Here is a 23,788-nt window from a genome sequence, read left to right on the forward strand (position 1 = left end):
CGGCCGGTGGACGGAAACCGCCATTCTACTCCGTGACCGGCAAGGTCCATGCGGCCGATTCAGGGAACGTGCGGATTGGCCGCATCAATGGCCGAGCACGTGGACCAGACCGCCCCCGGGACGGTAGCTGTGCGCCAGTGCGCGCTGGACGTAGGCCACGGCGCGGCGTACCGCGGAGCGGGGCGCCTGCCCCTTGGCCAGCTCCGCCGCAATCGCCGAGGCCAGCGTGCAACCCGTGCCATGGCCCTCGATGGGGAGGCGGCGATGACGCAGCTCCATCACGCCACGTTCGTCATAAAGGCGATCGATCACCTCGCGTTCGGTCGAATGCCCGCCCTTGAGCAGCACGGCACGCGCGCCCAGTTCGAGCAGCGCCTCGCCGGCGCTGTCGAAGTCCTTGGCCTTGCGCAGCTTGCGGCCCAGCAGCGCTTCGGCTTCCGGCAGATTGGGCGTCAGTAAGTCGGCCTGCGGAATCAGCTCCTCCACCATGGCCTGTACCGCATCTTCATCAAGCAGCCGCGCGCCGCTGGTGGAAATCATCACAGGATCGACCACCAGCCACGCCGGTTTGCGTGTTCTCATTTCACGAGCCACCAATCGGGTGACTGCTGCGCTTCCGAGCATGCCTGTTTTCACGGCGCTTATTGGAAAGTCGTCGAACACCGCCGCGAGTTGGCTGCGGATATGGGCGAGCGGCACGGTGTGCACCGCCGACACGCCGCGAGTGTTTTGCGACGTGATGGCCGCAATGACCGAAAGACCATGCACACCACGCGCATGAAACGTCTTCAGATCAGCCTGGATGCCCGCACCACCGCCGGAGTCGGAACCGGCGATGGTGAGGGCGATGGGTGGTGCGATACGTGACATGCGCGGAGCTTACAGGGCCTCCGACGCAAAGTCCGCCAGTCGCGAGCGTTCACCACGACGCAGGGTGATGTGCGCCGAGTGGTCCCAGTGCTTGAAACGATCCACCGCGTAGGTGAGGCCGGAGGTGGTTTCGGTAAGGTAGGGCGTGTCGATTTGCTCCACGTTACCCAGGCACACGATCTTGGTGCCGGGGCCTGCGCGGGTAATCAGCGTCTTCATCTGTTTAGGCGTGAGGTTCTGTGCTTCGTCAATGATCAGATAGCGCGACAGAAAGGTGCGGCCGCGCATGAAGTTGAGCGAGCGGATCTTGATGCGCGACGCGAGCAGATCATTGGTGGCCTGACGTCCCCAACTGCCGCCTTCTTCGGGGTTGGCGAGCACTTCGAGGTTGTCGGTGAGCGCGCCCATCCACGGCGTCATCTTTTCTTCTTCCGTGCCCGGAAGAAAACCGATGTCCTCACCCACCGATACGGTGGCGCGGGTCATGATGATTTCGCGATAGCGCTGCTGGTCCATGACCTGCGCCAGACCCGCCGCGAGCGCCAGAAGCGTCTTGCCGGTACCGGCGGTGCCGAGCAGCGTGACGAAATCGACGTCGGGATCCATCAGCACATTGAGCGCGAAATTCTGTTCGCGATTGCGCGCAGCGATGCCCCACACGCTGTGGTTGGTGTGGCTGTGATCGTCCAGCAGCACCAACGTGGCCTTGGTGTCGTCCACACGCAGCACACGCAGTTCCACACTGTTGTCGCCGGGCAGGAACAGGCACTGGTTGGGGTACCAGTCTTCATCGTTGTGGCGATCGAGCTTGTAGAAAGTACGGCCGCGTTCGTTCCACGACTGGACTTCCGGGTGGCGATCCCAGAAATCTTCAGAGAGCTCGGTGGAGCCCGTGTATAGCAGGGCGAAATCGTCGAGCGCGCGATCGTTCTCGTAATCCTCCGCATGGATGCCGTAGATCTTGGCCTTGATGCGCAGGTTGATGTCTTTGCTGACCAGCACGACGGCACGATCGGGGTTCTGATCCCGCAGCTCGATCACGGCCGCCAGAATCAGATTGTCTGCCTTGCCATGGCCGTTGGTCGTACGCTGCTGGAAATACAGGCGTCCCACGCCATGGCCGCGGCGCAGGTTGAGGCCTTCAGGACTGATCAGCTCCAACCCATTGCTGATGCCGTGACCGTTGCCGTGTTCGATCAGTTCGTTGAGGAAGCGACTGACTTGCCGACCGTTGCGTGAAACTTCAGAGGCACCTTTCTTCTTTTCGTCCAGTTCCTCCAGCACCGTCATGGGAATGAAGACATCGTGCTCTTCGAAGCGGAACAGCGACGTCGGGTCGTGCAACAGCACATTGGTGTCGAGAGCGTAGATGCGCTTGCTTCCGGTCATACGGAAGAGACCTCTTGAGCGTGCGAGGTGGAAGAACCGTGGCGTACGGCACGCCACGGGGAGCCGGCCAACGCGGCCGGTTTTTGGTGCGCCGTCGCGGCCGTCCGCCCCGGAGGGCGGGTGGCGGCAAGGCGGCGTAGGCGGTCGGGGTTCACTTGGCAGGGATGGCGTCGAGCACAGCCTGGGCGTGTCCTGGAACTTTCACGTTGCGCCATTCCTGGGCCAGCCTGCCTTCGGGGTCGATCAGAAAGGTACTTCGTACGACACCCATGTGACGTTTTCCGTACAGCACCTTCTCGTGAATCACGTCGAAGGCCTGGCACCAGGTTTCGTCGGGGTCCGATACGAGCGGAAACGGCAGCTCCTGCTTGGTGGCGAAATTGGCGTGGGATTTCACCGAGTCGCGCGACACGCCAACGATCTGCACGTGGCGTTTCTGGAAGGCGGGGTGGAGGTCGCGGAAATCCTTGGCCTCGTTGGTACAACCGGGCGTGCTGTCCTTCGGGTAGAAGTACACCACGACCCACTGGCCCTTGAGGCTGTCGAGCTTCAGCTCGCTGCCATCGCCGGTGAGGCCTTTGAGTTTGGGGACTTTCTTGCCAACTTCGGGCATGGGTTCTCCTGCGAAGCCGGGACCGGCTTCGACTGCGTGTCGTCAATCAAGGGGAACGGGGCAGCGGAGGAGGGCGGAAGGGCGATTTGCGCGCGCCCAGCGATCGGTGCGACTCGACCCTCCTGCTGCATGCATGCCTCTCCGGTGCTGCCCTCGGGGACAGAGACTAACGCTTGCCGGGGCGAATGACAGCCCTTGCGGGACGCTGCCTCTGGGAGCATGCTCAAAAGCCCGGCGGTGGCACCGACAATCAGATTTTTTGCGGCACCGGCGCGTGGCTCAGAACTTCACCGGATCCATGATGGCGTCGAGATTGAGGCCATCGCAGAACTCCAGAAAATCATCGCGCAGCGCGGCAATGTGGGTGGCCGCGGGAATGCCTATGGTGATCTGCGCCTGGAACATGTCCGCACCGGTCTGCATGGCCTGATAGCGCAGCGAGCTCAACTGTTCGATCACGATGTCGCGGCGATCAAAGAAGTCGATGATCTTCACCAGGATGCCCGGCCGGTCGGCCGAGATCACTTCGATCAGGTACGGCAGCATGTGGGAGTGATGCTCGCGCGGGCCCGTGCGGTAATGGACCAGACGCAGCTCCTCGTCGCGCGCCAGTTTGGTCAGCGCGGTTTCCAGCTTGGCCACAGCGTCCCAGGCACCTGTCGCCAGCAAGGTCAGCGAGGTGTCCGATCCCATGGTCGCCACACGAGCGTCCGCCAGGTTGCAACCCGCCTCGGCAATCCGTTTGGCAAGAGTGAGCAGTGGCGTACGGGGCGAAGGAGTCAGCGTCTGGATCAGCAGCTGGTTGTCACTGCTGGTGCGCGCGGAGGAACGGTTCAAGGAGATCCACCTGTGGCGGCCCCGCGGGCTGCGGGGTGAAGGCTTGTCTTCCGAGCTTACTTGCCGTTGCAGCGGGGCCGCAAGTAAAGCGCCTGCGTGGATTTTCTTGCGCTTTGAGACGGGTGCGCCGGCCTGGCCAGGGTTCTCGCGCCACCCACGGGGCGGTGGTCTGGCTCTGCGGTAGCCGTTCTGGTGCAACCTGAGGCCACGTATTGGCTGAGCGAGGTTTTCCAGTAACATGCAGGGCTTGGTTTTTTGACCGGAGTGGGTCTTGGATATTCGTGGAAGCATCTGTGCGCTGGTCACGCCATTCAGGGCGGACGGAGCACTCGATCTGGCGTCCTTCGGGAAATTGCTTGATTACCAGATCGAGGGTGGCACGGAAGGCGTGGTCGTTGCCGGTTCTACCGGTGAAGCGCACATGCTGGAACACGATGAATACGACCGCCTGCTGGCCTTCGCGGTAGAACGCGTGGCCGGCCGCATTCCGGTGATGGCCGGTACGGGCGAGGCGGGTACCGCCAAGACCGTGGCGCTGACCCGCCGCGCCAAAGCGTTGGGCGCCGACGCGGCACTGGTGGTGGCGCCGTACTACGTGCGTCCTACCCAGGAAGGCCTGCGCCGCCACTTCCTTGAAGTGGCCGAGCACGGCGGGTTGCCGGTGCTGCTGTACAACGTGCCCACCCGTACTGCTTGCGACCTGCTGCCGGAGACGGTGGCGGTGCTCCGCGATCACCCGGCCATCGTCGGTATCAAGGAAGCGCTGAGTGCCGACGAGCGGATTCGTGCCATGGCGGAACTTGCGCGTCCGGATTTCGTCTATCTGTCCGGCGATGACGGCACCGCTTGCAAAGCCATGCTTGCCGGCGGCGCCGGCACCATTTCAGTGGTAGCCAATCTGGTGCCTCGTGCGTTTCGGATGTTGTGCGACGCGGCTACGGCCGGTGACCGGCTCGAGGCGCAGCGTTGCGACGCGGCGCTGGCACCGCTGGTGGAGGCGCTTAACTGCGCGCCGAACCCGATTGCGGTGAAGGCGGGGCTGCCGTCGCTGGGGCTGGGGCTGGCTGCGCCGCGCCTGCCGCTGGTTGAGCTGGAAGATGGTCCTGCCCGCACACAGCTTCGCGAAGCACTGGCGGGTCTGGCATCCTTGTCGAATGCGGCCTGATGTTTGGGCAACTGATACTCCTACGGAATCTGCTTACATGAAGAAATCCCCGCTTGTCGTGGCCCTGCCGGTACTGGCCCTGTCTGCCTTGCTGCTCTCCGGCTGCGGCATGTTCCGTTCGCAGAAGGCCTGGGAAACCGCCAAACAAGAGACGCCTCTCGAGATCCCGCCGGGTCTGGATACGCCGTCCACCAATGCTGCATTGGTTATCCCCGACCAGGGCGCCAACAACCCGACCTCCAACGGCGCTACGGCCCACGTGAGTAAGGACAGCAGCACGATCGCCGATGGTTTCGTGCTGCACGACACCGTCGACAATACCTATCACCGTGTGAGTCAGGCGCTGGAAAATGGCGACATCGGCCAGGTGCTGTCGCATGACGACGATACGCACACCCTTCAGTTGAGCGTGGTGGCTTCGGATGAGCCCACCCAGAGCAAGGGCTTCTTCAGCAGCATGTTCAACGGCAAGTCCAAGAAGACGCACGATGCGCCGGGCGCCGCGCCGCACCAGGTGCAGCTCACCGTCAGCGCCAGCGGGCAGACCGCCAGCGAAGTACGCGCCCAGGGCGATTCGGCCGCGGTAGCCAAGGTGGTCGACACGCTCAAGGGTCGCCTCGGCGGCGGTTGATCGCCGGCCGGCCACCGGGTCATGAAAAACGCCGCCCATGGGCGGCGTTTTTTTATGCGTGGTGCAGAAGCGAGAAAGGCCCGCCTTCAGCTCGGCGCGGTGCTCAGCGCTCGAGCAGGTCTAGCTTGTTGGGCTTGTTTTCCCATTCCTTGGCGTCGGTCAGGCCGTCCTTGCGTTCGGTAATCACCGGCCAGCTCTTGGACAGTTCCGCGTTCAGCGCCACATACGACTCCTGCCCGGCGGGCACGTCATCTTCGGGGTAGATCGCGTTGATCGGGCACTCCGGCTCGCACAAGGTGCAGTCGATGCACTCGTCCGGATTGATCACAAGGAAGTTGGGACCTTCGTGGAATGCGTCGACGGGACAAACCTCGACGCAATCGGTGTACTTGCACTTGATGCAGTTGTCGGTGACGACAAACGTCATACTGTCGCGCGCCTATGCTGTATGGACGCGGCCCGTGCCAGGCCGGAAGTGGCGCTCCCTACGAGGTTCGAACTCGTGTTCCCGCCTTGAGAGGGCGGTGTCCTAGACCACTAGACGAAGGGAGCGAAATGCACCGGAGCGCGGTAGTATAGCGGAATTGTTTGGCCCGGCAATGCCTACGGACGTTTTTTGTCCTACTGTATGAAACAATGCCGCCAACCCACTGAGGCCATGGTGGATGTGGACGCGGCCCATAGTGCCGCCACTGATCGCTTTGAATGGCGCGTTGCGCCTGCAAGGATCCAAACCGCTTGAGTCACGACGCAAGGACTACTGCCACGCCTGCACTGCGCATCATTCCGCGCGAGCAGCACGTGATTTCGCGCAAAAACATCAGCAAGGCCGCATTGCGCGTGCTTTACCGCCTCAATGAGGCGGGTTACCAGGCATATCTGGTAGGTGGCGCCGTGCGCGACCTGCTGCTCGGTGGGCACCCGAAGGATTTCGACGTGGCGACCAATGCCACGCCGGATGAGGTCAAAAAGCTGTTCCGCAACTCGCGCCTGATCGGGCGCCGCTTCCGCCTGGCTCATGTGGTGTATGGGCCGGAGATCATCGAGGTGGCCACGTTCCGCGGCACCGGCGAGGAGGAAGGCGAGGGCGATCGTCACATCGTCGATGGCCGCATCGTGCGTGACAACGTATGGGGCACCATCGAAGAGGATGCGATCCGGCGCGACTTCCGTGTCAACGCGATGTACTACGACATCAGCGATTTCTCCGTGCGCGATTACGTCGGCGGCATGCAGGATGTCGAGAATCGCGTGCTTCACCTCATCGGTGATCCGGAGACGCGCTATCGCGAGGATCCGGTGCGCATGCTGCGCGCCGTGCGTCTCGCTGCGAAGCTGGGCTTCCGTATCGATGTCGCCGCGGCCAAGCCGTTCGACGAACTGGGCCCTTTGCTGGCCGATGCGGCACCGGCGCGCTTGTTCGACGAATCACTCAAGATGTTCCTGGCCGGGCACGGTCTGAAGAGTTTCCACATGCTGGAGCAGACCGGTCTGCTCAAGTTCATGTTCCCGGCCACGGCGCGGGCGCTTAAGCGCGGCGACAAGGCCTTGCGCTCATTGATCGAGCAAGGCCTGGCCAATACCGATGCGCGGGTGGCCGAGGGCAAGTCGGTGACGCCTGCCTTCCTATTTGCCGTGCTGCTGTGGGGCGAAGTGCGCGATCTGGCCCACACCTGGATCACCAAGGGCCAGGATGCGAATGTCGCCTGGGAGCGGGCCGCCACGCACGTGATGGCCGAGCAGTGCCAGCGCGTGGCTATTCCGCGGCGTTTCACGCTCACCATGGAAGAAATCTGGGCGCTGCAGCCGCGTTTTGAACTGGTGCAGCGCAAGCGCGTGTTCCGTCTGATGGCACACCCCCGGTTCCGGGCGGCGTTCGATTTTCTGCTGCTGCGTGCCGCCGAATCGCCGGCCATTCGCCAGCTGGGTGAGTGGTGGGCGCACGCCCAGCAACTGCCGCACGAAACACTGGCGGCCGCCCTTTCCGGCGGCGCGGTGTCGGTTGGCGGCGCGCCGCCGAATGGCGCAGCCGAAAGTGTGGCCGTGCCCAAGCCGCGTAAACGTCGCCGTCGCAAGCCTGCCGGCAAATCGGGTAGCAAGTCGGATCAGGCGTGAAACAAGCTTTTGTAGCGTTGGGTAGCAACCTGGGCGATGCGTGGGCTCAGGTGCAGGATGCATTCGATGCGTTGGCGCAGCTGCCGGGCACGCGCCTGGTCGCGCGTTCGCCGCTGTATCTGACGCCGCCGTGGGGCGTACTCGACCAGCCCCCTTTCATCAACGCTGTGGCGCAACTCGAAACCACGCTCTCGCCACACGAGCTGCTGGATGCGCTGCTGGCTATCGAGCGTGCCGCGGGGCGTGTGCGTGACGGTCAGCGCTGGGGACCGCGCACGCTGGATCTGGATGTGCTGCATATGGCGGATGTGGTGCTCGATGACGAGCGCTTGCATTTGCCGCATCCCCGAATTCGCGAGCGTGCTTTCGTGCTGGTTCCCCTGAACGATCTTGCGCCTGATCTGCATCTGCAAGGGTTGGGGCGGGTGGGCGACCTGTTGGAAGCGGTCGATACCGCCGGTCTGGAGCGCCTGCCTTGAGCCCTTCACGTTCTAAGCGGGATAATCCGCGTCTCTTTCCGCTTTAGGGATTCGTCGTGTACGCGCAAAAAGCGAACGCACCTACGCGCAAGCCCGTCACCGTGCCATCGTTGCGCGCCATGAAAGCGGAGGGGCGCCGCATCGTCATGCTGACCGCCTACGACGCCAGCTTTGCCTTCCAGGTGGAGATGGCGGGCATCGATGTCGCCCTGGTGGGTGATTCGCTGGGCATGGTGGTGCAAGGACATTCGAGCACGTTGCCAGTGACGCTCGATCACATGGTCTATCACACCAGCCTGGTGGCGCGCGGGCTGAATGCGACGCTGCTGGTGGCCGACTTGCCTTTCATGGCGGATCGCGATGTGCCGCATGCGCTGGAAGCGGGTGCCCGGCTGGTTGGCGAGGGCGGTGCAGCCATGGTGAAGATCGAAGGCGCCGCGCCGCACATTCTCGAAGTCATCTCGGCGCTGGTGGAGCGGGTGATTCCGGTATGCGCGCACCTGGGGCTTACCCCTCAGTCCGTGCACAAGTTCGGTGGTTTCCGCATTCAGGGGCGCGAGCAGGAGGCGGCGGACCATCTGGTTGCCCAGGCCAAGGCCGTTGAGGCCGCAGGCGCCACGCTGCTGGTGCTGGAAGGTATTCCCACTGTTTTGGGTGAGCGCATTACAAGCGCCGTTTCCATTCCCACTATCGGCATCGGTGCTGGCCCGCATTGCGATGGCCAGGTGCTGGTGTTGCACGACATGCTCGGCATCACGCCGGGCAAGCGACCCAAATTCAGCAAGGATTTCCTCGCAGGACGCGACTCTGTGGCTGCGGCGATCGCGGCCTTCGCCGAAGACGTGCGCAGTGGCGCATTTCCGGCGCCAGAACACTGCTTCGACTGAAGCCAGAGCAAGCATCCATGCAAACAGTGCAAGACGCAGCGGCGCTGCGCGCCATGATTCGCGGTTGGCGCGGCCAGGGCCTCACGGTCGGTTTCGTGCCAACCATGGGCAACCTCCATGCGGGTCACCATTCTTTGATCAAGGTGGCCCGTGCCCGCGCCGATCGCGTGGTGGCAAGCGTGTTCGTCAATCCCACCCAGTTCGGTCCCAACGAGGACTTCGAGCGTTATCCGCGCACCTTGGTGCAGGATCAGGCCGGCCTGGCCGAGCACGAGTGCGATCTGCTGTTCGCGCCGGAAGTGGCCACCATGTATCCGTTCGGTGCGGCCCACAGTGTGAGTATCCACGTGCCCCAGCTCACCGAAACGCTGGAAGGCGCGCATCGCCCGGGCCACTTCGACGGCGTGGCTACCGTGGTGTGCAAGCTGCTCAACCTGGTCGAGCCGGACCTGGCCGTGTTTGGCCAGAAGGATTTTCAGCAGCTCAAGGTGATCGAGCGCATGGTGCGCGACCTGTCGCTGCCGGTGAAGATCATGGCGGCGGCCACCCTGCGTGCCGAAGACGGCCTGGCGTTGAGCTCCCGCAACCAGTACCTGTCGGCCGAGCAGCGCGCGCTGGCGCCCCAGATTTACGCCACCCTGCAGCAGATGCGGGAGCTTATCGCCAAGGGACATGCCCGCCCGGTGGTGGAGCAGGCGGCGGCCTCCAAACTGGCCCGGGCCGGCTTCGACCCCGACTATGCGGCCATCCGCCGGGCCGAAGACCTTGCCGAGCCTGCCGATGGCGAGCAGGAAGGGCTGGTGGCCCTGATTGCCGCCCGGCTGGGCACCACCCGCCTGATCGACAACTTGCCGTTTGACTGAACGGTCCCCATATAGGCCACCAGCCGGGTCATGTTGCGGTGCGACGTACCCGGCTTGATAATGCCGCGCTACGCGGACTGTACCTTCCGGAAACTGAAGTCATGAATCTGAACATGCTCAAGTGCAAGATCCACCGTGCCACGGTGACTCACGCCGAGCTTCATTACGAAGGCTCCATTGCTATCGACGGCCTGTTGCTCGATGCCTCCGGCATTCGCGAGTACGAGCAGATCCATGCGTGGAACATCAACAACGGCAAGCGCTTTGTCACCTATGCGCTGCGCGCCGAGGAAGGCTCGGGCATCATTTCGGTCAATGGCAGCGCGGCTCATCGCGCCCAGCCGGGCGACCTGATCATCATCGCCGCGTTCGCTCAGCTTTCCGAGGCGGAAGTGGAGCAGTTCCAGCCGACGCTGGTGTACGTGGACGCCAATAACCGCATCTCGCACACCAACCGCTCCATCCCCAAGCAGATGGCTGCGGCGTAATACCTCGCGCCCCGCTCAGGCGGGGCGTGGTTGCGGTGCAACAATCTGCTGGAAAGGGATGCGGAAAGCTGCGTAAGATCGGCGTTCCCATCCGCCAAGCATGAGCACCCATGTCGCCCGACCAACGTTCGTCCTTCCTGGCAGAGCACGTCGACCGTCTCGCACGCACCCATCTGCGTGAATTGCTGAAGGACGCCGCGCGCGGCAAACGACTGCGGCACCGCGTGGGGCCGCTCCTGCTTGATCTCAGTCGCCAGAAGCTGGACAACGTGGCCCTCGACGCGCTTGGCGCACACGTTGAAGCCAGCGGCTGGCAGGCGGCGCGCGATGCGATGTTCGCCGGCGCTCCGATCAATACCTCCGAAGGGCGCGCCGTACTGCATACGGCCCTGCGTGCAAGCGGCTCGCAGTTGCCATCGCCTGCGCCGCGCGAGGCGCTCAAGGAAATCGAACAGACCCTGAAGCGCATCGATGCGCTGGTGCATGCCGTCGGGCTGGGGGATGCCTCTGCCTTTGGCATCGCCAAGGGCATTACTGACGTGGTCAACATCGGCATCGGCGGTTCCGATCTCGGGCCGCGGCTGGCTGTGCGCGCGTTGGCGCCGTATCACGTGCCGGGTGTGCGTAGCCACTTCCTCACCAATGTGGATGGTCAGTCGGCGTATGAGCTGATGCATCAGCTCGATCCCAAACGCACCTTGGTGATCATGGTTTCCAAGACGTTCACCACGCAGGAAACCCTGCTGAACGGGAACGTCATGCGCGCCTGGATCAGCCGTGCTTACAAGGACGATGCCGCGGCTGTGGCGCGCCACTTCCTTGCGGTGAGCGCCAATGTGTCCGCGGCGGAAAGCTGGGGCGTGCCTGCGGCGCAGGTGTATCCGATGTGGGACTTCGTCGGCGGCCGTTTCTCGCTGTGGTCCGCCGTTGGCTTGTCGTTGGCGCTGGCCATCGGCTCATACAACTTCCACGCGCTGCTGAAGGGCGCGGCGCTGATGGACGATCACTTCCGTACGGCGCCGTGGCAGGAAAACTTGCCGGTATTGCTGAGCCTGGTGGAAGTGTGGAACCGCAACGGACAGGGGCGTGCGAGCCGTGCAGTCGTTCCCTATGCGGATCTGCTTACCGATCTCACCTCCTACCTGCAGCAGCTGGAGATGGAAAGCCTGGGCAAGCAGGTGACGCCGCAGGGCCAGCCGGTCACGCAGTCGACCTCGGCGGTGGTGTGGGGCAGCGTAGGTACCAACGCGCAGCATGCGTATTTCCAGGCCCTGCACCAAGGCACCGATGTGGTGCCGCTGGAATTCATCGGCGTGGTGAAGCCTGCCCATCATCTGGACGCCAACCACGACGCGCTGCTTTCCAACCTGCTCGCGCAGGCGGCTGCACTGGCGCTCGGCAAAACCTTCGACGAGGCGCTGGCTGAGGCGAAACAGGGCAGTGAGGAAGAACGCCGCGTGCTCGCCGCGCAGCGCACGTTCCCCGGCGACCGCCCCAGCACGATGATTCTGCTGGATGCGTTGACGCCGGAAACCCTCGGTGCGCTGATCGCGCTCTACGAGCACAAGGTATTCATGCTCGGGCATCTGTGGAGCATCAACGCCTTCGATCAGTGGGGCGTGGAACTGGGCAAATCGATTGCGCGGCAAATCCTGCCGGCGTTGGACGGCAGTTCGGCTGACACCAGTGCTTTCGATTCGGCAACGCGTGCGTCGCTGGAGGCGATTCAGGAGCGTCGCCTGACGCTCGAGAAACACAGCCGCTAAGCAGAATGCTGCGTGGTGGGCTCGCTGGCATGCCTCGCCAGCGCCCACGCCACGTGCTCGCGCACGATGGCCGAATCATGATCGGCCCGCGCGAGCAGCGCTTGCCGCACTTCCTCCGAAGGTGGCGCATTGCCTAGTGCTACTGCGATATTGCGCAGCCAGCCCTCGTATCCCGTACGGCGAATGGCCATGCCTTCGGTGCGTTGCAGAAACTCCTGTTCGCTCCAGCCGAACAGCTCCACCAGCTTGGCGCCATCTAGGCTATGGCGCGGCGCGAAATCGGGCTCGGTGGTGTCCTGTGCGAACTTGTTCCAGGGACAAATCAGCTGACAGTCATCGCAGCCGAAGATGCGGTTGCCCATCGGCGCGCGCAGTTCTTCGGGAATGCTGCCGCGCAGTTCGATGGTGAGATACGAAATGCATCGCCGTGCATCGAGCTTGTACGGTGCAATGATCGCTTGTGTCGGGCAGATATCGATGCAGCGCCTGCAGCTGCCGCAATGCGCGCTGGCCGGCTGGTCGACGGGCAGCGGCAGATCCGTGTACAGCTCGCCGAGAAGGAAATACGAACCGGCCTGACGATGGATCAGCACCGTGTGCTTGCCAATCCAGCCCAGCCCGGCGTTGCGGGCCAGCGCTTTTTCCAACACCGGTGCGGAGTCCACGAAAGCGCGATAACCGAAATCGCCAATGGCGCCGTGGATACGGTCGGCCAGCTTCTGCAGCCGGTTGCGCATCAGCTTGTGATAGTCGCGGCCTAGCGCGTAACGGGCTACATAGCCGGCTTGCGCATCCTCCAGCACGTTCCATGCGTTGCGGGTGCCGGGCGGAATGTAATCCATGCGCACCGAGATCACGCGCAGCGTGCCGGGTTCCAATTCGGCGGGGCGGCTTCGCTTGTCGCCGTGACGCGCCATGTAATCCATCTCGCCGTGATGGCCCGCGTCGAGCCAGCGTTTCAGATGCAGCTCGTCTTCGCTCAGGTCGGTGCCGGCAATTCCTGCATCGGCAAAGCCCAGTTCGCGCGCCCAGCGTTTGATATCGCGGGCAAGCACGGCGTAGTCAGTGTCAGGGGCAGGGGCGATCGACATGGGCCTATTGTAGGCGCCACGCACTGAGCCGGTGGCCGGCATGCCTATAATTCCCGCATGACTGCCAGCGCACATCGCCACGAGCTCTATACCGTTGACCAGGTGCGCGCACTCGACCGCCGCGCCATCGACGACCTCGGTGTGCCCGGTTACGAGTTGATGGAGCGGGCCGCCGCCGCTGCACTGATTTGCCTGCGGCAGCGCTGGCCGAATGCGCGACGCATCGCGGTGTACTGTGGGCCTGGAAATAACGGTGGCGATGGCTTCCTGCTGGCGGCACTGGCGCGCGAAGCAGGGTTGCAGACGGATGTCATCGCGCTGGGCGACAGCCGTGGCGACGATGCGGTGCGTGCGCGTCACGAGTATGAGCACAGCGGTGGCGTTGTGCATTTGTGGCGAAGCGGTGATGCGTTGCCTGTGGCTGATGTGCAGGTAGACGCACTGTTCGGCACCGGTCTGCAGCGTGCGCTGGCACCGGAGGTAGCGGAGCTGGTGCGAGGCATTCATGCCGTTGGCGCGCCCGTGCTGGCGCTCGATGTTCCCTCCGGCGTCAACGCCGACTCGGGCGATGTACCGGGCGAGGCGATACAGGCCGAACTTACCGTGACCTTCATTGCCGCCAAACGTGGCCTCTATACCGGGCAAGCACCCGGTTACACGGGACAAGTGCGGTGGGAGTCGCTGGGTTTGCCCGAAGCGCTCTGGCACGAAGCCCATCCAGATGCCGAGCTGCTACAGGCAGCGACGTTGCCGCCGCGCCCCCGGCAATCCCACAAAGGCAACAACGGCCACGTGCTGGCCATCGGCGGTGAACACGGTACCGCCGGCGCCATTCGGTTGTGCGGGGAAGCGGCGCTGCGCGCCGGTGCCGGACTGGTGAGCATGGCGACCCGTGCCGAGCACCTGGTGTCGCTCAACAGCGCACGTCCCGAGCTGATGGCGCATGACGTGAACGGACCGCAGGCACTGGAAGCCCTGTTACCGCGCGCCACCGTGCTGGCGGTTGGGCCAGGGCTGGGGCAGGGCGCATGGGGACATGCGTTGTGGCTGACGGCGCTGGATGCCGAGCTGCCGCTGGTACTCGATGCCGACGGCCTGAACCTGCTGGCGCGCGAGCCGCGCAAGCTGGGGTCATCGGCGGTGATCACGCCGCATCCTGGCGAAGCGGCTCGGTTGCTGGGTTGCGATACAGCCGCCATTGCGGCGGACCGCTTTGGCGCCGTGCGCGAATTGGCGCGGCGCTACCACGCCGTGGCCGTGCTCAAAGGCGCAGGCAGCCTGGTGGCTGATCCGGACGAGCGTGTGGCGGTATGCCCGTGGGGTAACCCCGGCATGGCTAGTGGCGGCATGGGGGATCTGCTGACCGGCGTCATTGCCGCGCTGCTGGCCCAGGGCTGCGACGCCTGGCAGGCGGCCTGCCTGGGTGTAAGCCTGCATGCGCGTGCCGGCGATCTGGCCGCGCAACAGGGAGGCGAGCGCGGTTTGCTCGCCAGTGATCTGCTGGAGCCCATCAGGTGGCTGCTCAACGGACGGGAATCATGACGGAACAGCATTGGGAGCTGCCCGACGAGGCCGCCACGGCCGCGCTCGCCAGCCGGTTGGCCGACGCGCTGCAGGAAGGCCTGGTGATCTATCTGCACGGTGAGCTGGGCGCAGGTAAAACCAGCTTTGCCCGCGCGCTGCTGACGGCGCTGGGCGTGGGGGAGCGGATCAAGAGCCCTACCTACAGCCTGGTGGAGTCCTATCGCGTCCAGGATCGCCCTGCCTGGCATCTGGATCTCTATCGCATCGCCGATCCTGGCGAGCTGGAATGGCTCGGGCTGGATGCGTTGTCTGACCCCGCCGCACTCGTGCTGGTGGAGTGGCCTGAGCGAGGCGCAGGTGCCTTGCCGGCGCCCGACCTCATCGTGCACCTCGGCTATGCCGGTCTGGGACGTAAGGCGCGGATGGAGGTACGCACGCCGCGTGGCGCAAAGGTCGTCTCGCAACTCGCCTGAGTACCGTCAGGCGCGCGTCTTCAGCGGCGCACTGCAGCTAAGTATCGGTCCTTCCTGAGATTTTTCGCCGTCTCGACAGACGATGCGAAGCCTTCAGTTTGCGTGGCTTGCGGCCGATAGCTGGATGTCGTCTGACAAATCCCCTGCAGGTTATGGAAATTCAAAGGAAAACCTCTTGCATTCAGCCGGCGCCTGGGCTTCAATTCGGCCCCATGAAGGGATATAGGACGCACCCTGCTGTGCTGGGCGCCGTGGCCTTGCTGGCCGTGGCGCCTTTCTGTGCCTCTCAGGCAGCCGATCTCAAGGGCGCCCGGGTCTGGGCTGGCCCCGAATACACCCGTGTGGTGCTGGATGTCTCCGGGCCGGTCACCTACAAGGTCAAGCAGGACGGCGACCAGGTCACCGTCGATCTGGACAGCAGCTCGATCGGCAGCAGCTTCAGCTCCCCCACGGCGCAGGGTCTCTACAAGAGCCTCAGCAGTGAGCGGCAGGGCGGCAGCGTGCGGCTGACCGCCAAGGTTGACCCCGCCAGCAGCGTCAAGAGTTTCATGCTCAAGCCCCAGGCCGAATACGGCTATCGCCTGGTGGTCGATCTTTATCCGGGAAGCGGCGTGGCGGCCAAGTCGCCGGCCCCCTCGAAACCCGCCGTGCCGACGACGGACGACGACAGCAGTCCGGCGCCTGTGGCGCCGGATGTCCCGCCGCCGCCCGCGCCGGTTCCGGTGGCCACGCCCGCGTCCGCGCCTGAGCCGGTGCGCAGCTCGGGCAAGTCCTCGCTGAAGCCCACGCAGAGCGGTATGGCCTCCACCCGGGCCGCGGCCGCATTGCTCAATGGCGAGCGCAAGGTGGTGATCGCCGTCGACGCCGGTCACGGCGGCGATGACCCGGGTGCCCATGGCCCTGGCGGGACGTTGGAGAAAAACGTCACTCTCGCTGTGGCACGCCAGCTGGCTGATCAGATTAATCAGCAGCCCGGTATGCGCGCTGTGCTGACGCGCAGCGCCGATTTCTTCATTCCGCTGCAGCAGCGCTACCAAATTGCCCGCAACAACTCGGCGGACCTGTTTGTGTCGATTCACGCGGACGCCTTTATCAATGGCGACGCCAAGGGCTCGTCGGTGTGGGTGTTGTCGCCGCGCGGCAAGACCAGCATGGCCGCACGCTGGCTGGCGGACGGACAGAACCGCGCCGACCTGATCGGCGGCGTGACGCTGGATGACAAAAATGACGGCCTCGCTGCTGTATTGCTCGATCTGCAGCAGGGCTACTCGATGCAGGCCAGCGAATCGGTGGCCGGCAACGTGCTGAAAGCGCTGGGCAATCTGGGCCCGACGCACCGCGGTTACGTCGAGCGCGCCAACTTCGTCGTGCTGCGCTCGCCGGATGTGCCCTCGATCCTGGTGGAGACGGCCTTCATCAGTAACCCGGATGAAGAGCGCAAGTTGCGCGACCCCTCGCATCAGTCGCGCCTGGCCGCGGCGGTGATGAGTGGCGTGAAGAACTACTTCGAGTCCACGCCGCCCCCGGGGACCTGGTTCGCCGCGCAGGCTTCGCGTCGCAATGGCGTGGCGACGGTGGCGTCCTCACAGGGCGAGGATGACGAGACAGCCGCCAAGGCCAACAAGGCCGTGGCGCAGGCCATGGCCGCCAAGTCCGACAATGAGGCCTCCCGCTCAGACGACGGCGTGCAAGACCTGCATCGCGTCGAGCGTGGCGAGAGCCTGCGCAGCATCGCCCATCAGTACGGCGTGAGCGTGAATGCGCTCAAGAGCGCCAATCGCCTCGACAGCGACAGCAGCATGCGTGTGGGCATGGTGCTGACCATTCCGGCTGGTTGAGTAGCGAGAACTGGCGTTTTGCGGCGCCTGTTCAAAATCTCTATTCCCCCTTCGTTGCAGCCTCACCGTCATCCCCGCGAAAGCGGGGATCCAGTGCCTTTAAGCGCCACGCGTCATCGAAAGTCACTGGATCCCCGCCTTCGCGGGGATGACGGTGAGGCAAGAACCAAGCGGCTGTACAAAGTTTCTCGAAATGCGCTAAACCTTTGCTTTCGCTGGTCTCTCGACCCGCTGATGTTCCTAAGCTTTCACCCCTTGGCATGAGGCCTTAAGCTTCACGGATGCCCGTGATCCGTCCCCTCCCGCCTGAACTCATCAACCAGATCGCTGCTGGCGAAGTGATCGAAAGACCATCGTCGGTGGTCAAGGAACTGGTCGAAAACAGTCTCGACGCCGGTGCCACGCGTATCGAAGTGGATATCGAGCAAGGCGGTGCGCGGCTGATCCGCGTGCGTGATGATGGTTGCGGCATCGCCCCCGACGAACTGCAGCTGGCCGTGGCCTCCCATGCCACCAGCAAGATCGGCAGCTTCGATGATCTTGAGCATGTGGCCAGTATGGGCTTTCGCGGCGAAGCGCTGGCATCCGTATCGTCGGTGGCGCGTTTTGCGTTGACCTCGCGCGCGCAAGGGCAGGACTCGGCATTCCGCATCGAAGTCGATGGCGGCAAGATGCAGGCCGCGCGGCCCGCACAGCATCCGCAAGGTAGCAGCGTCGAAGTGCGCGACCTGTTCTACAACGTGCCTGCTCGACGCAAATTTCTCCGCGCCGAGCGCACTGAGTTCGCGCATATCGATGACTTGCTGAAATCGTTGGCGCTGGCGCGCAGGTCGGTGGAATTCCGCCTCAGTCACAACGGCAAACCAGTGCGCATCCTCAAGGCTGCGCGTGACGATCATGCAGCGCTACAACGCGTGGCCGAGGTCATGGGTGAGGATTTCCCTGGCCAGAGCCTGCGTATTGATCATGCCGCGGCGGGTTTGCATTTGTCGGGTTGGGTGGGCCTGCCCACGGCCTCGCGTTCGCAGGCGGATTCGCAGTATTTCTACGTCAACGGGCGGCTGGTGCGCGATCGCATCGTGGCGCATGCCGTGCGTCAGGCATATGCGGACGTGCTGTTCCATGGGCGTCATCCGACGTTTGTGCTTTATCTCGAACTTGATCCCGTCGGTGTGGACGTCAACGTACACCCGGCCAAGAGCGAAGTTCGCTTTCGCGAGCAGCGGTTGGTGCACGATTTCCTGTTTCGCACGCTGCATGAAGCACTTGCCCAGACGCGCGCAGGACAGGCCGGTTTGCCGGCACAGGAGCCGGCGACGGAATCCATGCCATCGTATGCCATGGCCTCGTCACCGTCGTTCGCTGCCACCGCGCCATCGTGGCCCAATGCTTTCAGCCAGAGCCGCCTGAGTCTCGGCGTGCGTGAGCAGCCACTGGCAGGCTACGCCGCCTTGCTGGGCGAGTCGGCTGCGCCGCAGACGCCGATGGCATTCATGCCTCAGGTGCCGATGCCTGAAGCATCGGAAGAGGAGGCGCCACCGCTGGGTTTCGCCATTGCGCAACTGAAGAACATCTACATCCTTGCCGAGAATGCGCACGGGTTGATCCTGGTCGATATGCACGCGGCGCATGAGCGCATCACGTACGAAAAGCTCAAGGCAGGTCGTGCGTGCAGCAACCTGCGTTCGCAGATGCTGCTGGTGCCGATGAATATTTCGGTGAGCGCGAAAGAAGCGGCCGCCGCGGAAGAGCATGCCGAAGCCCTGGCGGATTGGGGGCTGGAGTTGTCCCGCAGCGGTCCGTCCGGCGTGGTGGTGCGGCGTATTCCTGCCTTGCTGGAAGGCGCGGACGTGGCGCAATTGTGCCGCGATGTGCTTGGCGAGCTGGCGCAACATGGCAGCTCGCGTCGCCTGCAGGAGTTGGAAAACGAGCTGCTCGCCACCATGGCATGTCATGGTTCAGTGCGGGCAGGGCGCCGTCTTACGTTGCCAGAGATGAATGCGTTGCTGCGCGAGATGGAAGCCACCGAGCGCTCCGGCCAATGCAACCACGGCCGCCCCACCTGGACCCAGCTCAGCCTGCCCGAGCTGGACAAGCTGTTTCTGCGCGGGCGCTGATCGGGCGCCATGGTGGCGGGAGCGGGCTTGCCTCGCCGGCAAATGGACGGCCATACTCGAGCCATCATGTCGACGGGGCCTGCCATGTTGCGTACCGCCGTTATCGTTTTCGCCTTGAGCCTTGGAGTTGCCACCGTGCAAGCCCAAACCAACAACGCCTCTGTGTTGTCAGACTTTTCCCAGCAAACGCAGAACTGGCAGAACAAACGCCTGGCCGGCCTCACCGCTCCCAGTGGGTGGCTGAGCCTGATTGGCCTGGAATGGTTGAAAGAAGGCCCCAATCGCCTGGGTACCGCCGCCGACAATGACATTGTGCTCAAGGCCGGTCCCGCGCATCTGGGTGTCGTGACGCTGGCGAAAGACGGCGCGATGCATATCGTGCTCGACAAGAACAGCGGCGCCACGGTGGATGGCAAGGCCGTGCATGAAGCCAACCTCATCGACGACGCGAACGCCGGTAATGGTGCCCCCACCGTGGTGACCTTCGGCAGTGCCAATTTCATGGTTATCGAGCGCGACGGCCGCAAAGCGCTGCGCGTGAGGGACAGCAACGCGGAAACGCGTACCCATTTTGTGGGCCTGGATTATTTCCCGATCGATCCGTCATGGCGCATCGAGGCAGACTGGGTTCCGTTCAACCCGCCGCACGAGCTGGAAATTGGTTCGGTACTGGGCACCATCAACAAGGAACAGGTCCCCGGCAAGGCCGTTTTTCATCGCGATGGGCACACCTACGAGCTGATGCCGATCCAGGAAGAGCCGGACTCGCTGTTCTTCGTCATCGCCGATCGCACCTCCGGCAAGGAAACGTACGGTGCGGCACGTTTTCTGTACGCCGAGTTGCCGAAAGACGGCAAGGTCGTGCTCGATTTCAATCGCGCGTACAACCCGCCGTGCGCGTTCACGCCGTATGCCACGTGCCCGCTCGCGCCGCCGGAAAACCGCATGGATCTGGCGGTGACGGCTGGCGAGAAGAAGTACCGCGGCGGACACTAAGAGCGAGCAGTGAGTGAAGAGGAGTGAGAAGTGAGAGATGCGACTCTCACTCCTCAATTGATCATCTTCGCTTCTGTCTTTCTCAGCGGCCGTTGAAGACGGGCTTGCGCTTTTCCAGGAACGCCGTGGTGCCTTCGCGCATGTCTTCCGTGGAGAACGCGAGGGCGAACGCCTGCGTTTCAAACTCCAGGCCCTGATCGATACTGCTTTCGCCCCCCTGCAGCACGGCATCAAGGATGCCTGCTGCCGCCAGCGGCGCGGCGGCTGCGAGCTGGTCGGCCAGCGCATTTACGGTTTCGTCCAGCGCTTCGGGTGCCACCACGCGGGTGACGATGCCCAATTCATAGGCGCGCTGAGCGTTGATCGGCGCGCCGGTCAGGCACAGCTCCAGGGCCGCGCCACGGCCTGCCAGGCGCAGCAGGCGCTGGGTACCGCCAAAGCCGGGGATCAGGCCAAGGTTGATTTCCGGCTGGCCGAACTTGGCCTTTTCACTGGCGACGCGCAGGTGACAGCACATGGCCAGCTCCATGCCGCCGCCCAGGGCAAACCCCTGGATGCGGGCGATCACCGGCTTCCCCAGACGTTCCACCAGGCCCATCATGCGCTGGCCCGCGCGCGAGAAACCCTGCGCCTGCACCGGGGTGTAGCCATTCATTTCAGCGATGTCGGCGCCTGCCACAAACGCCTTTTCGCCGGAACCCGCCAGTACTACCACGCGCACGGCATCGTCCTGCGCGGCCTGGGTAAACGCCAGCGTCAACTCGTTGAGTGTTTCGCGGTTGAGCGCGTTGAGCTTGTCCGGGCGGTTGACGGTAATCGTGCGCACTGCGCCACGGTTGGCGATTTCCAGGTTGCGGTAAGCCATGACTCCACTCCAGCGGATAAAGGGCCCATGGTACCAGCGGGAACCTTTGCCCCCGGTGGTGTTCTCAGTGGGACGCCGGGTCACCGGCTTACGCTGCACGAATCGCCCGGACCGCTTACGATGGGAGCACCAGCCGTGAGAGCCTGTTCAAACGCTTCAGATGGCCCGCGCCGGGAGTTGTTTGCCCGTAAGGCAGAGAAACGCGCGGGCTATGCGAAAATGCGGAGCAGGCTCTTTTGGAGATAGGCATGGCACAACGGCGTTGGCTGGCACTGGGCATCCTGCTCTGGGGCGTGGTGGCACACGCACAGAATGCGGCCCCGGCGCCCACTACGGCTCCGGTCAAGCTCGACAAGACCAAGTTGTCCTATGCCATCGGTTACCAGATAGGTAACCAGTTCGCCAATGGCGAGCCGGATATCGACATCCCCACGCTGCAGCGGGCAATTCAGGACGCCTACGCCAAGAAGCACCCTACCGTTTCCATGCAGGATATGCACGACCAGCTGCAGAAGCTGGACGATCAGATGCGTGCGGAAGCAACGGTGAAGTTCAACCGCCTTGCCGACGCCAATGCGCGCAAGAGCGCCGAATACATGGAGCACAACCGGAACAAGCCGGGCGTGATCCAGCTGCCGTCGGGCATCCAGTACGAAGTGCTGAAGAAAGGCAATGGCTCCAGGGACGTACCGGCAGGCTCGGTGGTGACCGTGAACTTCCGCGCCATGCTTATCGATGGCACCGAGTTCGACAGCTCCTGGGCGCATGGTTCGCCGGTGAGCTTCGTGGTCAACAACAAGGTGATCCCGGGTTGGCAGGAAGTGATTCAGCGCATGCACGTCGGTGATCTGTGGAAGGTGACCGTGCCGCCCAATCAGGCTTACGGTCTGCGTGGCGATCCGCCGCGCATCGGCCCGAACGAGGCACTGGTTTTCGAGATCGAACTGCTCGAAATCAAATCCTGACAGCACGCGGGCAGATTCCTGCGACAGGGTTCCTGAAGCACAGGAGGCCAGGACGGCATATCATGTCGCGTCCCGGTTTCGCTTTCCCCGCCCGAGCATGTCCACCGATTTTCGCGACCCAAACACGGTAGCCGCTCCACTGACGCCTTGTATCGGCGTCTGCCGGCTCGATGAGCGCGGCTACTGCATTGGCTGCCTGCGTACCGGCGACGAGATCGCGCGCTGGCGAGTTTTGAATGACACGGAGCGGTTACGCCTCATGCGCGACGTCCTGCCTTTACGCAAGGCGCCGTGATGAGCGAGGTGATGACCGATCTGCGCGCTGCGCTGGTGCCCTTGTCATCGCCGCCCAACGGACAGGGCTGGAACCACGCGGATATGAACCAGTTGCTCGGCAACACGCCCCGCAGGCCGGCCGCCGTGCTGGTCGGCGTGCGCGAAGGTGTGCAGCCGAGGTTGGTGCTGACGGTGCGTACGGATCACTTGCAGGACCACGCGGGGCAGGTGGCGTTTCCCGGCGGACGCACCGACCCGGAAGATACCGATGCCATCGCTACGGCTTTGCGGGAGAGCGAAGAGGAAATCGGCCTCGAGCGCCGGCTGGTCACGCCGTTGGGTTTCCTCGACCGTTTCGAAACCATCAGCGGCTACACCATCACGCCCGTGGTGGCGCGCATCGACCCGGACGCCAGGCTTTATCCCGCACCCGCCGAAGTTGCCGAAGTATTCGAAGTGCCGTTGTCGTTCTTTCTGGAGCCGGCCAATTTGCGCCGGTACACCATGGAATTCCGCGGGCATCGCCGCGACATGGTGGAGTTCGTCCATGGTGGTCACCGTATCTGGGGCGCCACTGCCGCGATGGTATTCAATCTTTTGCAGAGGATGGGCCGCACATGACATCCAGTACTACGTTGATCGATGCGAAAGCTTTGGCGTCGCTGCCATCCGATCGCGTGCTGATCGTCGATTGCCGTTTCGACCTTATGGCACCAGGCAACGGGCAACGCGATACCGGCAAGGGTGAGCGCGATTATCTCGAAGGCCATATCCCGGGTGCGGTCTATGCGAGCCTCGATACGGATCTCTCTGATCTCTCACGCAAGGCGGAAGGGTTGGGGCGGCATCCGTTGCCGCAGGAAACCGCTTTCTCCTCGGTACTGGCCCGCTGGGGCTGGCACGAAGGTCTGCAGGTGGTGTGTTACGACGCGGCGAGTGGTTCGCTGGCTGCAGCGCGGCTGTGGTGGCTGCTTCGTCTCGCCGGTATCCATAATGTAGCGGTGCTGGATGGTGGCTATCCGGCATGGCTCGCTGCGGGTCTGCCAGTGGAGTCGGGCGAGGTGCATCGTGTGCCCACTCACGTAGCGCTGCATTTCGATGCCAACCACTATCTTGCCGATCATGCGCGGCTGTTGGGGCAACCGGAGCGCGTGCTGCTCGACGCGCGCGCTGCGCCGCGTTATCGCGGTGAGGTCGAGCCGATTGACCCCGTGGGCGGGCACGTGCCGGGGGCGCTCAATCGGCCGTTCTCCGAGAATCTGACCGACGACGGCCGCTTCAAGCCGGCGGCGGTATTGCGCGAAGAATTCCTGGCGTTGCTGCGTACCCATGCACCGCAGGATGTGGTGCACATGTGCGGCTCGGGTGTCACCGCCTGCCACAATCTGTTGGCGATGGAGCATGCAGGCCTCACCGGCTCGCGCCTGTATGCACCGTCATGGAGTGGCTGGGTGAGTGACTCCGGCCGTCCTGTGGCAAAGGGCGCCGAACCCGGTTGAGTGTTGCTCTGTCGTAGGAGCGCACAAGTGCGCTCCTACAG

At 63.7% G+C, this 23,788-nt stretch carries 22 protein-coding genes, 1 tRNA gene and 1 pseudogene; 16 read left to right on the plus strand and 8 right to left on the minus strand.

The annotated features are described in order from the left end of the window. Window positions 1-84: 84 nt before the first annotated feature. The 4 genes from thiD to OQE56_RS09965 form a co-directional block, all read right to left on the minus strand. Window positions 85-870: a bifunctional hydroxymethylpyrimidine kinase/phosphomethylpyrimidine kinase gene (gene thiD / locus OQE56_RS09950; RefSeq protein WP_267223963.1), complete on the minus strand. Its 786-nt coding sequence runs from the start codon at window positions 868-870 to the stop codon at window positions 85-87. 9 nt (window positions 871-879) lie between these two features. Next, window positions 880-2,259: a PhoH family protein gene (locus OQE56_RS09955; RefSeq protein ID WP_267223965.1), complete on the minus strand. Its 1,380-nt coding sequence runs from the start codon at window positions 2,257-2,259 to the stop codon at window positions 880-882. Window positions 2,260-2,410: 151 nt separating this feature from the next. Then, the gene (locus OQE56_RS09960) at window positions 2,411-2,872 is read right to left on the minus strand and encodes a peroxiredoxin (protein WP_267223967.1); all 462 of its coding nucleotides are present in this window, start codon (window positions 2,870-2,872) and stop codon (window positions 2,411-2,413) included. Between the two features lie 279 nt (window positions 2,873-3,151). Then, the gene (locus tag OQE56_RS09965; RefSeq protein ID WP_425601619.1) at window positions 3,152-3,811 is read right to left on the minus strand and encodes a glycine cleavage system transcriptional repressor; all 660 of its coding nucleotides are present in this window, start codon (window positions 3,809-3,811) and stop codon (window positions 3,152-3,154) included. 169 nt (window positions 3,812-3,980) lie between these two features. On the opposite strand from OQE56_RS09965, the gene dapA reads away from it, so the two are divergent. Together dapA and OQE56_RS09975 are read left to right on the plus strand one after the other, a co-directional pair. Then, complete coding sequence (gene dapA / locus OQE56_RS09970; RefSeq protein WP_267223969.1) at window positions 3,981-4,874, plus strand: 4-hydroxy-tetrahydrodipicolinate synthase; 894 nt, start codon at window positions 3,981-3,983, stop codon at window positions 4,872-4,874. A 37-nt stretch (window positions 4,875-4,911) separates the two neighbouring features. Further along, window positions 4,912-5,505, plus strand: a complete 594-nt coding sequence (locus OQE56_RS09975; RefSeq protein WP_267223972.1) for a hypothetical protein — start codon at window positions 4,912-4,914, stop codon at window positions 5,503-5,505. A gap of 103 nt (window positions 5,506-5,608) precedes the next feature. On the opposite strand, the gene fdxA is transcribed toward OQE56_RS09975, so the two are convergent. Both fdxA and OQE56_RS09985 read right to left on the minus strand, forming a co-directional pair. After that, window positions 5,609-5,932 carry a ferredoxin FdxA gene (gene fdxA / locus OQE56_RS09980; protein WP_267223973.1) on the minus strand — a complete coding sequence of 108 codons (324 nt, stop codon included), beginning with the start codon at window positions 5,930-5,932 and terminating at the stop codon, window positions 5,609-5,611. Window positions 5,933-5,981: 49 nt separating this feature from the next. After that, window positions 5,982-6,057: transfer RNA gene (locus tag OQE56_RS09985), tRNA-Glu, on the minus strand. Window positions 6,058-6,243: 186 nt separating this feature from the next. Between OQE56_RS09985 and pcnB the strand changes: the two genes are divergently transcribed. The 6 genes from pcnB (at window position 6,244) to pgi (ending at window position 12,103) form a co-directional block, all read left to right on the plus strand. Next, entirely contained in the window at window positions 6,244-7,620 is a 1,377-nt protein-coding gene (gene pcnB, locus OQE56_RS09990) for a polynucleotide adenylyltransferase PcnB (RefSeq protein WP_267223975.1), read from the plus strand. Then, window positions 7,617-8,099 (plus strand): 2-amino-4-hydroxy-6-hydroxymethyldihydropteridine diphosphokinase, encoded by a 483-nt coding sequence (folK, locus tag OQE56_RS09995; protein ID WP_267223976.1) that lies wholly within the window; start codon window positions 7,617-7,619, stop codon window positions 8,097-8,099. The genes pcnB and folK overlap by 4 nt, the downstream gene beginning before the upstream one ends. A 56-nt stretch (window positions 8,100-8,155) precedes the next feature. Continuing rightward, on the plus strand, window positions 8,156-8,986 hold the full coding sequence (gene panB / locus OQE56_RS10000) for a 3-methyl-2-oxobutanoate hydroxymethyltransferase (RefSeq protein WP_267223978.1): 831 nt from the start codon (window positions 8,156-8,158) through the stop codon (window positions 8,984-8,986). Window positions 8,987-9,003: 17 nt separating this feature from the next. Continuing rightward, window positions 9,004-9,849 carry a pantoate--beta-alanine ligase gene (gene panC / locus OQE56_RS10005; protein WP_267223980.1) on the plus strand — a complete coding sequence of 282 codons (846 nt, stop codon included), beginning with the start codon at window positions 9,004-9,006 and terminating at the stop codon, window positions 9,847-9,849. A 101-nt stretch (window positions 9,850-9,950) separates the two neighbouring features. Further along, entirely contained in the window at window positions 9,951-10,337 is a 387-nt protein-coding gene (panD, locus tag OQE56_RS10010; RefSeq protein ID WP_130620361.1) for an aspartate 1-decarboxylase, read from the plus strand. Window positions 10,338-10,447: 110 nt separating this feature from the next. Beyond that, the gene (gene pgi / locus OQE56_RS10015; protein ID WP_267223981.1) at window positions 10,448-12,103 is read left to right on the plus strand and encodes a glucose-6-phosphate isomerase; all 1,656 of its coding nucleotides are present in this window, start codon (window positions 10,448-10,450) and stop codon (window positions 12,101-12,103) included. On the opposite strand, the gene queG is transcribed toward pgi, so the two are convergent. Next, complete coding sequence (gene queG / locus OQE56_RS10020; protein WP_267223982.1) at window positions 12,100-13,194, minus strand: tRNA epoxyqueuosine(34) reductase QueG; 1,095 nt, start codon at window positions 13,192-13,194, stop codon at window positions 12,100-12,102. The genes pgi and queG overlap by 4 nt on opposite strands. Window positions 13,195-13,251: 57 nt before the next feature. Here queG and OQE56_RS10025 point away from each other — a divergent pair, with 57 nt between their 5' ends. From OQE56_RS10025 to OQE56_RS10045, 5 genes are all read left to right on the plus strand, one after another. Beyond that, on the plus strand, window positions 13,252-14,736 hold the full coding sequence (locus OQE56_RS10025) for an NAD(P)H-hydrate dehydratase (RefSeq protein WP_267223983.1): 1,485 nt from the start codon (window positions 13,252-13,254) through the stop codon (window positions 14,734-14,736). After that, on the plus strand, window positions 14,733-15,191 hold the full coding sequence (tsaE, locus tag OQE56_RS10030; RefSeq protein ID WP_267223984.1) for a tRNA (adenosine(37)-N6)-threonylcarbamoyltransferase complex ATPase subunit type 1 TsaE: 459 nt from the start codon (window positions 14,733-14,735) through the stop codon (window positions 15,189-15,191). The genes OQE56_RS10025 and tsaE overlap by 4 nt, the downstream gene beginning before the upstream one ends. 212 nt (window positions 15,192-15,403) lie before the next feature. Further along, complete coding sequence (locus OQE56_RS10035) at window positions 15,404-17,029, plus strand: N-acetylmuramoyl-L-alanine amidase (RefSeq protein WP_267223985.1); 1,626 nt, start codon at window positions 15,404-15,406, stop codon at window positions 17,027-17,029. A gap of 281 nt (window positions 17,030-17,310) precedes the next feature. Then, window positions 17,311-19,146, plus strand: a complete 1,836-nt coding sequence (gene mutL, locus OQE56_RS10040) for a DNA mismatch repair endonuclease MutL (protein WP_267223986.1) — start codon at window positions 17,311-17,313, stop codon at window positions 19,144-19,146. Window positions 19,147-19,230: 84 nt separating this feature from the next. Beyond that, complete coding sequence (locus OQE56_RS10045; protein ID WP_267224353.1) at window positions 19,231-20,142, plus strand: DUF1684 domain-containing protein; 912 nt, start codon at window positions 19,231-19,233, stop codon at window positions 20,140-20,142. Between the two features lie 82 nt (window positions 20,143-20,224). Here the strand turns inward: OQE56_RS10045 and OQE56_RS10050 are convergent, their stop codons facing one another. Continuing rightward, on the minus strand, window positions 20,225-21,007 hold the full coding sequence (locus OQE56_RS10050) for an enoyl-CoA hydratase/isomerase family protein (RefSeq protein WP_267223987.1): 783 nt from the start codon (window positions 21,005-21,007) through the stop codon (window positions 20,225-20,227). Window positions 21,008-21,255: 248 nt separating this feature from the next. Here OQE56_RS10050 and OQE56_RS10055 point away from each other — a divergent pair, with 248 nt between their 5' ends. The 3 genes and pseudogenes from OQE56_RS10055 (at window position 21,256) to OQE56_RS10065 (ending at window position 23,747) form a co-directional block, all read left to right on the plus strand. Further along, on the plus strand, window positions 21,256-21,972 hold the full coding sequence (locus OQE56_RS10055; RefSeq protein WP_267223988.1) for an FKBP-type peptidyl-prolyl cis-trans isomerase: 717 nt from the start codon (window positions 21,256-21,258) through the stop codon (window positions 21,970-21,972). Window positions 21,973-22,069: 97 nt separating this feature from the next. Next, a pseudogene (locus OQE56_RS10060) lies at window positions 22,070-22,869 on the plus strand (CoA pyrophosphatase). Then, window positions 22,866-23,747, plus strand: coding sequence for a sulfurtransferase (locus tag OQE56_RS10065; RefSeq protein ID WP_267223989.1), 882 nt, complete (start codon window positions 22,866-22,868; stop codon window positions 23,745-23,747). The pseudogene OQE56_RS10060 and the gene OQE56_RS10065 overlap by 4 nt, the downstream one beginning before the upstream one ends. Window positions 23,748-23,788: the final 41 nt, after the last annotated feature.

This window comes from Dyella silvae (assembly GCF_026421305.1).
Lineage (GTDB): Bacteria > Pseudomonadota > Gammaproteobacteria > Xanthomonadales > Rhodanobacteraceae > Dyella > Dyella silvae.

Excerpts from the sequence above, each read along its gene's own strand:
- OQE56_RS09975 (WP_267223972.1), top strand. The coding sequence starts at position 4,912 with ATGAAGAAATCCCCGCTTGTCGTGGCCCTGCCGGTACTGGCCCTGTCT.
- OQE56_RS09960 (WP_267223967.1), bottom strand. The coding sequence starts at position 2,872 with ATGCCCGAAGTTGGCAAGAAAGTCCCCAAACTCAAAGGCCTCACCGGC.
- thiD (WP_267223963.1), bottom strand. The coding sequence starts at position 870 with ATGTCACGTATCGCACCACCCATCGCCCTCACCATCGCCGGTTCCGAC.
- pgi (WP_267223981.1), top strand. The coding sequence starts at position 10,448 with ATGTCGCCCGACCAACGTTCGTCCTTCCTGGCAGAGCACGTCGACCGT.
- queG (WP_267223982.1), bottom strand. The coding sequence starts at position 13,194 with ATGTCGATCGCCCCTGCCCCTGACACTGACTACGCCGTGCTTGCCCGC.
- OQE56_RS10045 (WP_267224353.1), top strand. The coding sequence starts at position 19,231 with ATGTTGCGTACCGCCGTTATCGTTTTCGCCTTGAGCCTTGGAGTTGCC.
- OQE56_RS10055 (WP_267223988.1), top strand. The coding sequence starts at position 21,256 with ATGGCACAACGGCGTTGGCTGGCACTGGGCATCCTGCTCTGGGGCGTG.
- OQE56_RS10065 (WP_267223989.1), top strand. The coding sequence starts at position 22,866 with ATGACATCCAGTACTACGTTGATCGATGCGAAAGCTTTGGCGTCGCTG.
- mutL (WP_267223986.1), top strand. The coding sequence starts at position 17,311 with ATGCCCGTGATCCGTCCCCTCCCGCCTGAACTCATCAACCAGATCGCT.
- OQE56_RS09955 (WP_267223965.1), bottom strand. The coding sequence starts at position 2,259 with ATGACCGGAAGCAAGCGCATCTACGCTCTCGACACCAATGTGCTGTTG.
- OQE56_RS10025 (WP_267223983.1), top strand. The coding sequence starts at position 13,252 with ATGACTGCCAGCGCACATCGCCACGAGCTCTATACCGTTGACCAGGTG.
- OQE56_RS10050 (WP_267223987.1), bottom strand. The coding sequence starts at position 21,007 with ATGGCTTACCGCAACCTGGAAATCGCCAACCGTGGCGCAGTGCGCACG.
- OQE56_RS10035 (WP_267223985.1), top strand. The coding sequence starts at position 15,404 with ATGAAGGGATATAGGACGCACCCTGCTGTGCTGGGCGCCGTGGCCTTG.
- panD (WP_130620361.1), top strand. The coding sequence starts at position 9,951 with ATGAATCTGAACATGCTCAAGTGCAAGATCCACCGTGCCACGGTGACT.
- tsaE (WP_267223984.1), top strand. The coding sequence starts at position 14,733 with ATGACGGAACAGCATTGGGAGCTGCCCGACGAGGCCGCCACGGCCGCG.
- panC (WP_267223980.1), top strand. The coding sequence starts at position 9,004 with ATGCAAACAGTGCAAGACGCAGCGGCGCTGCGCGCCATGATTCGCGGT.
- fdxA (WP_267223973.1), bottom strand. The coding sequence starts at position 5,932 with ATGACGTTTGTCGTCACCGACAACTGCATCAAGTGCAAGTACACCGAT.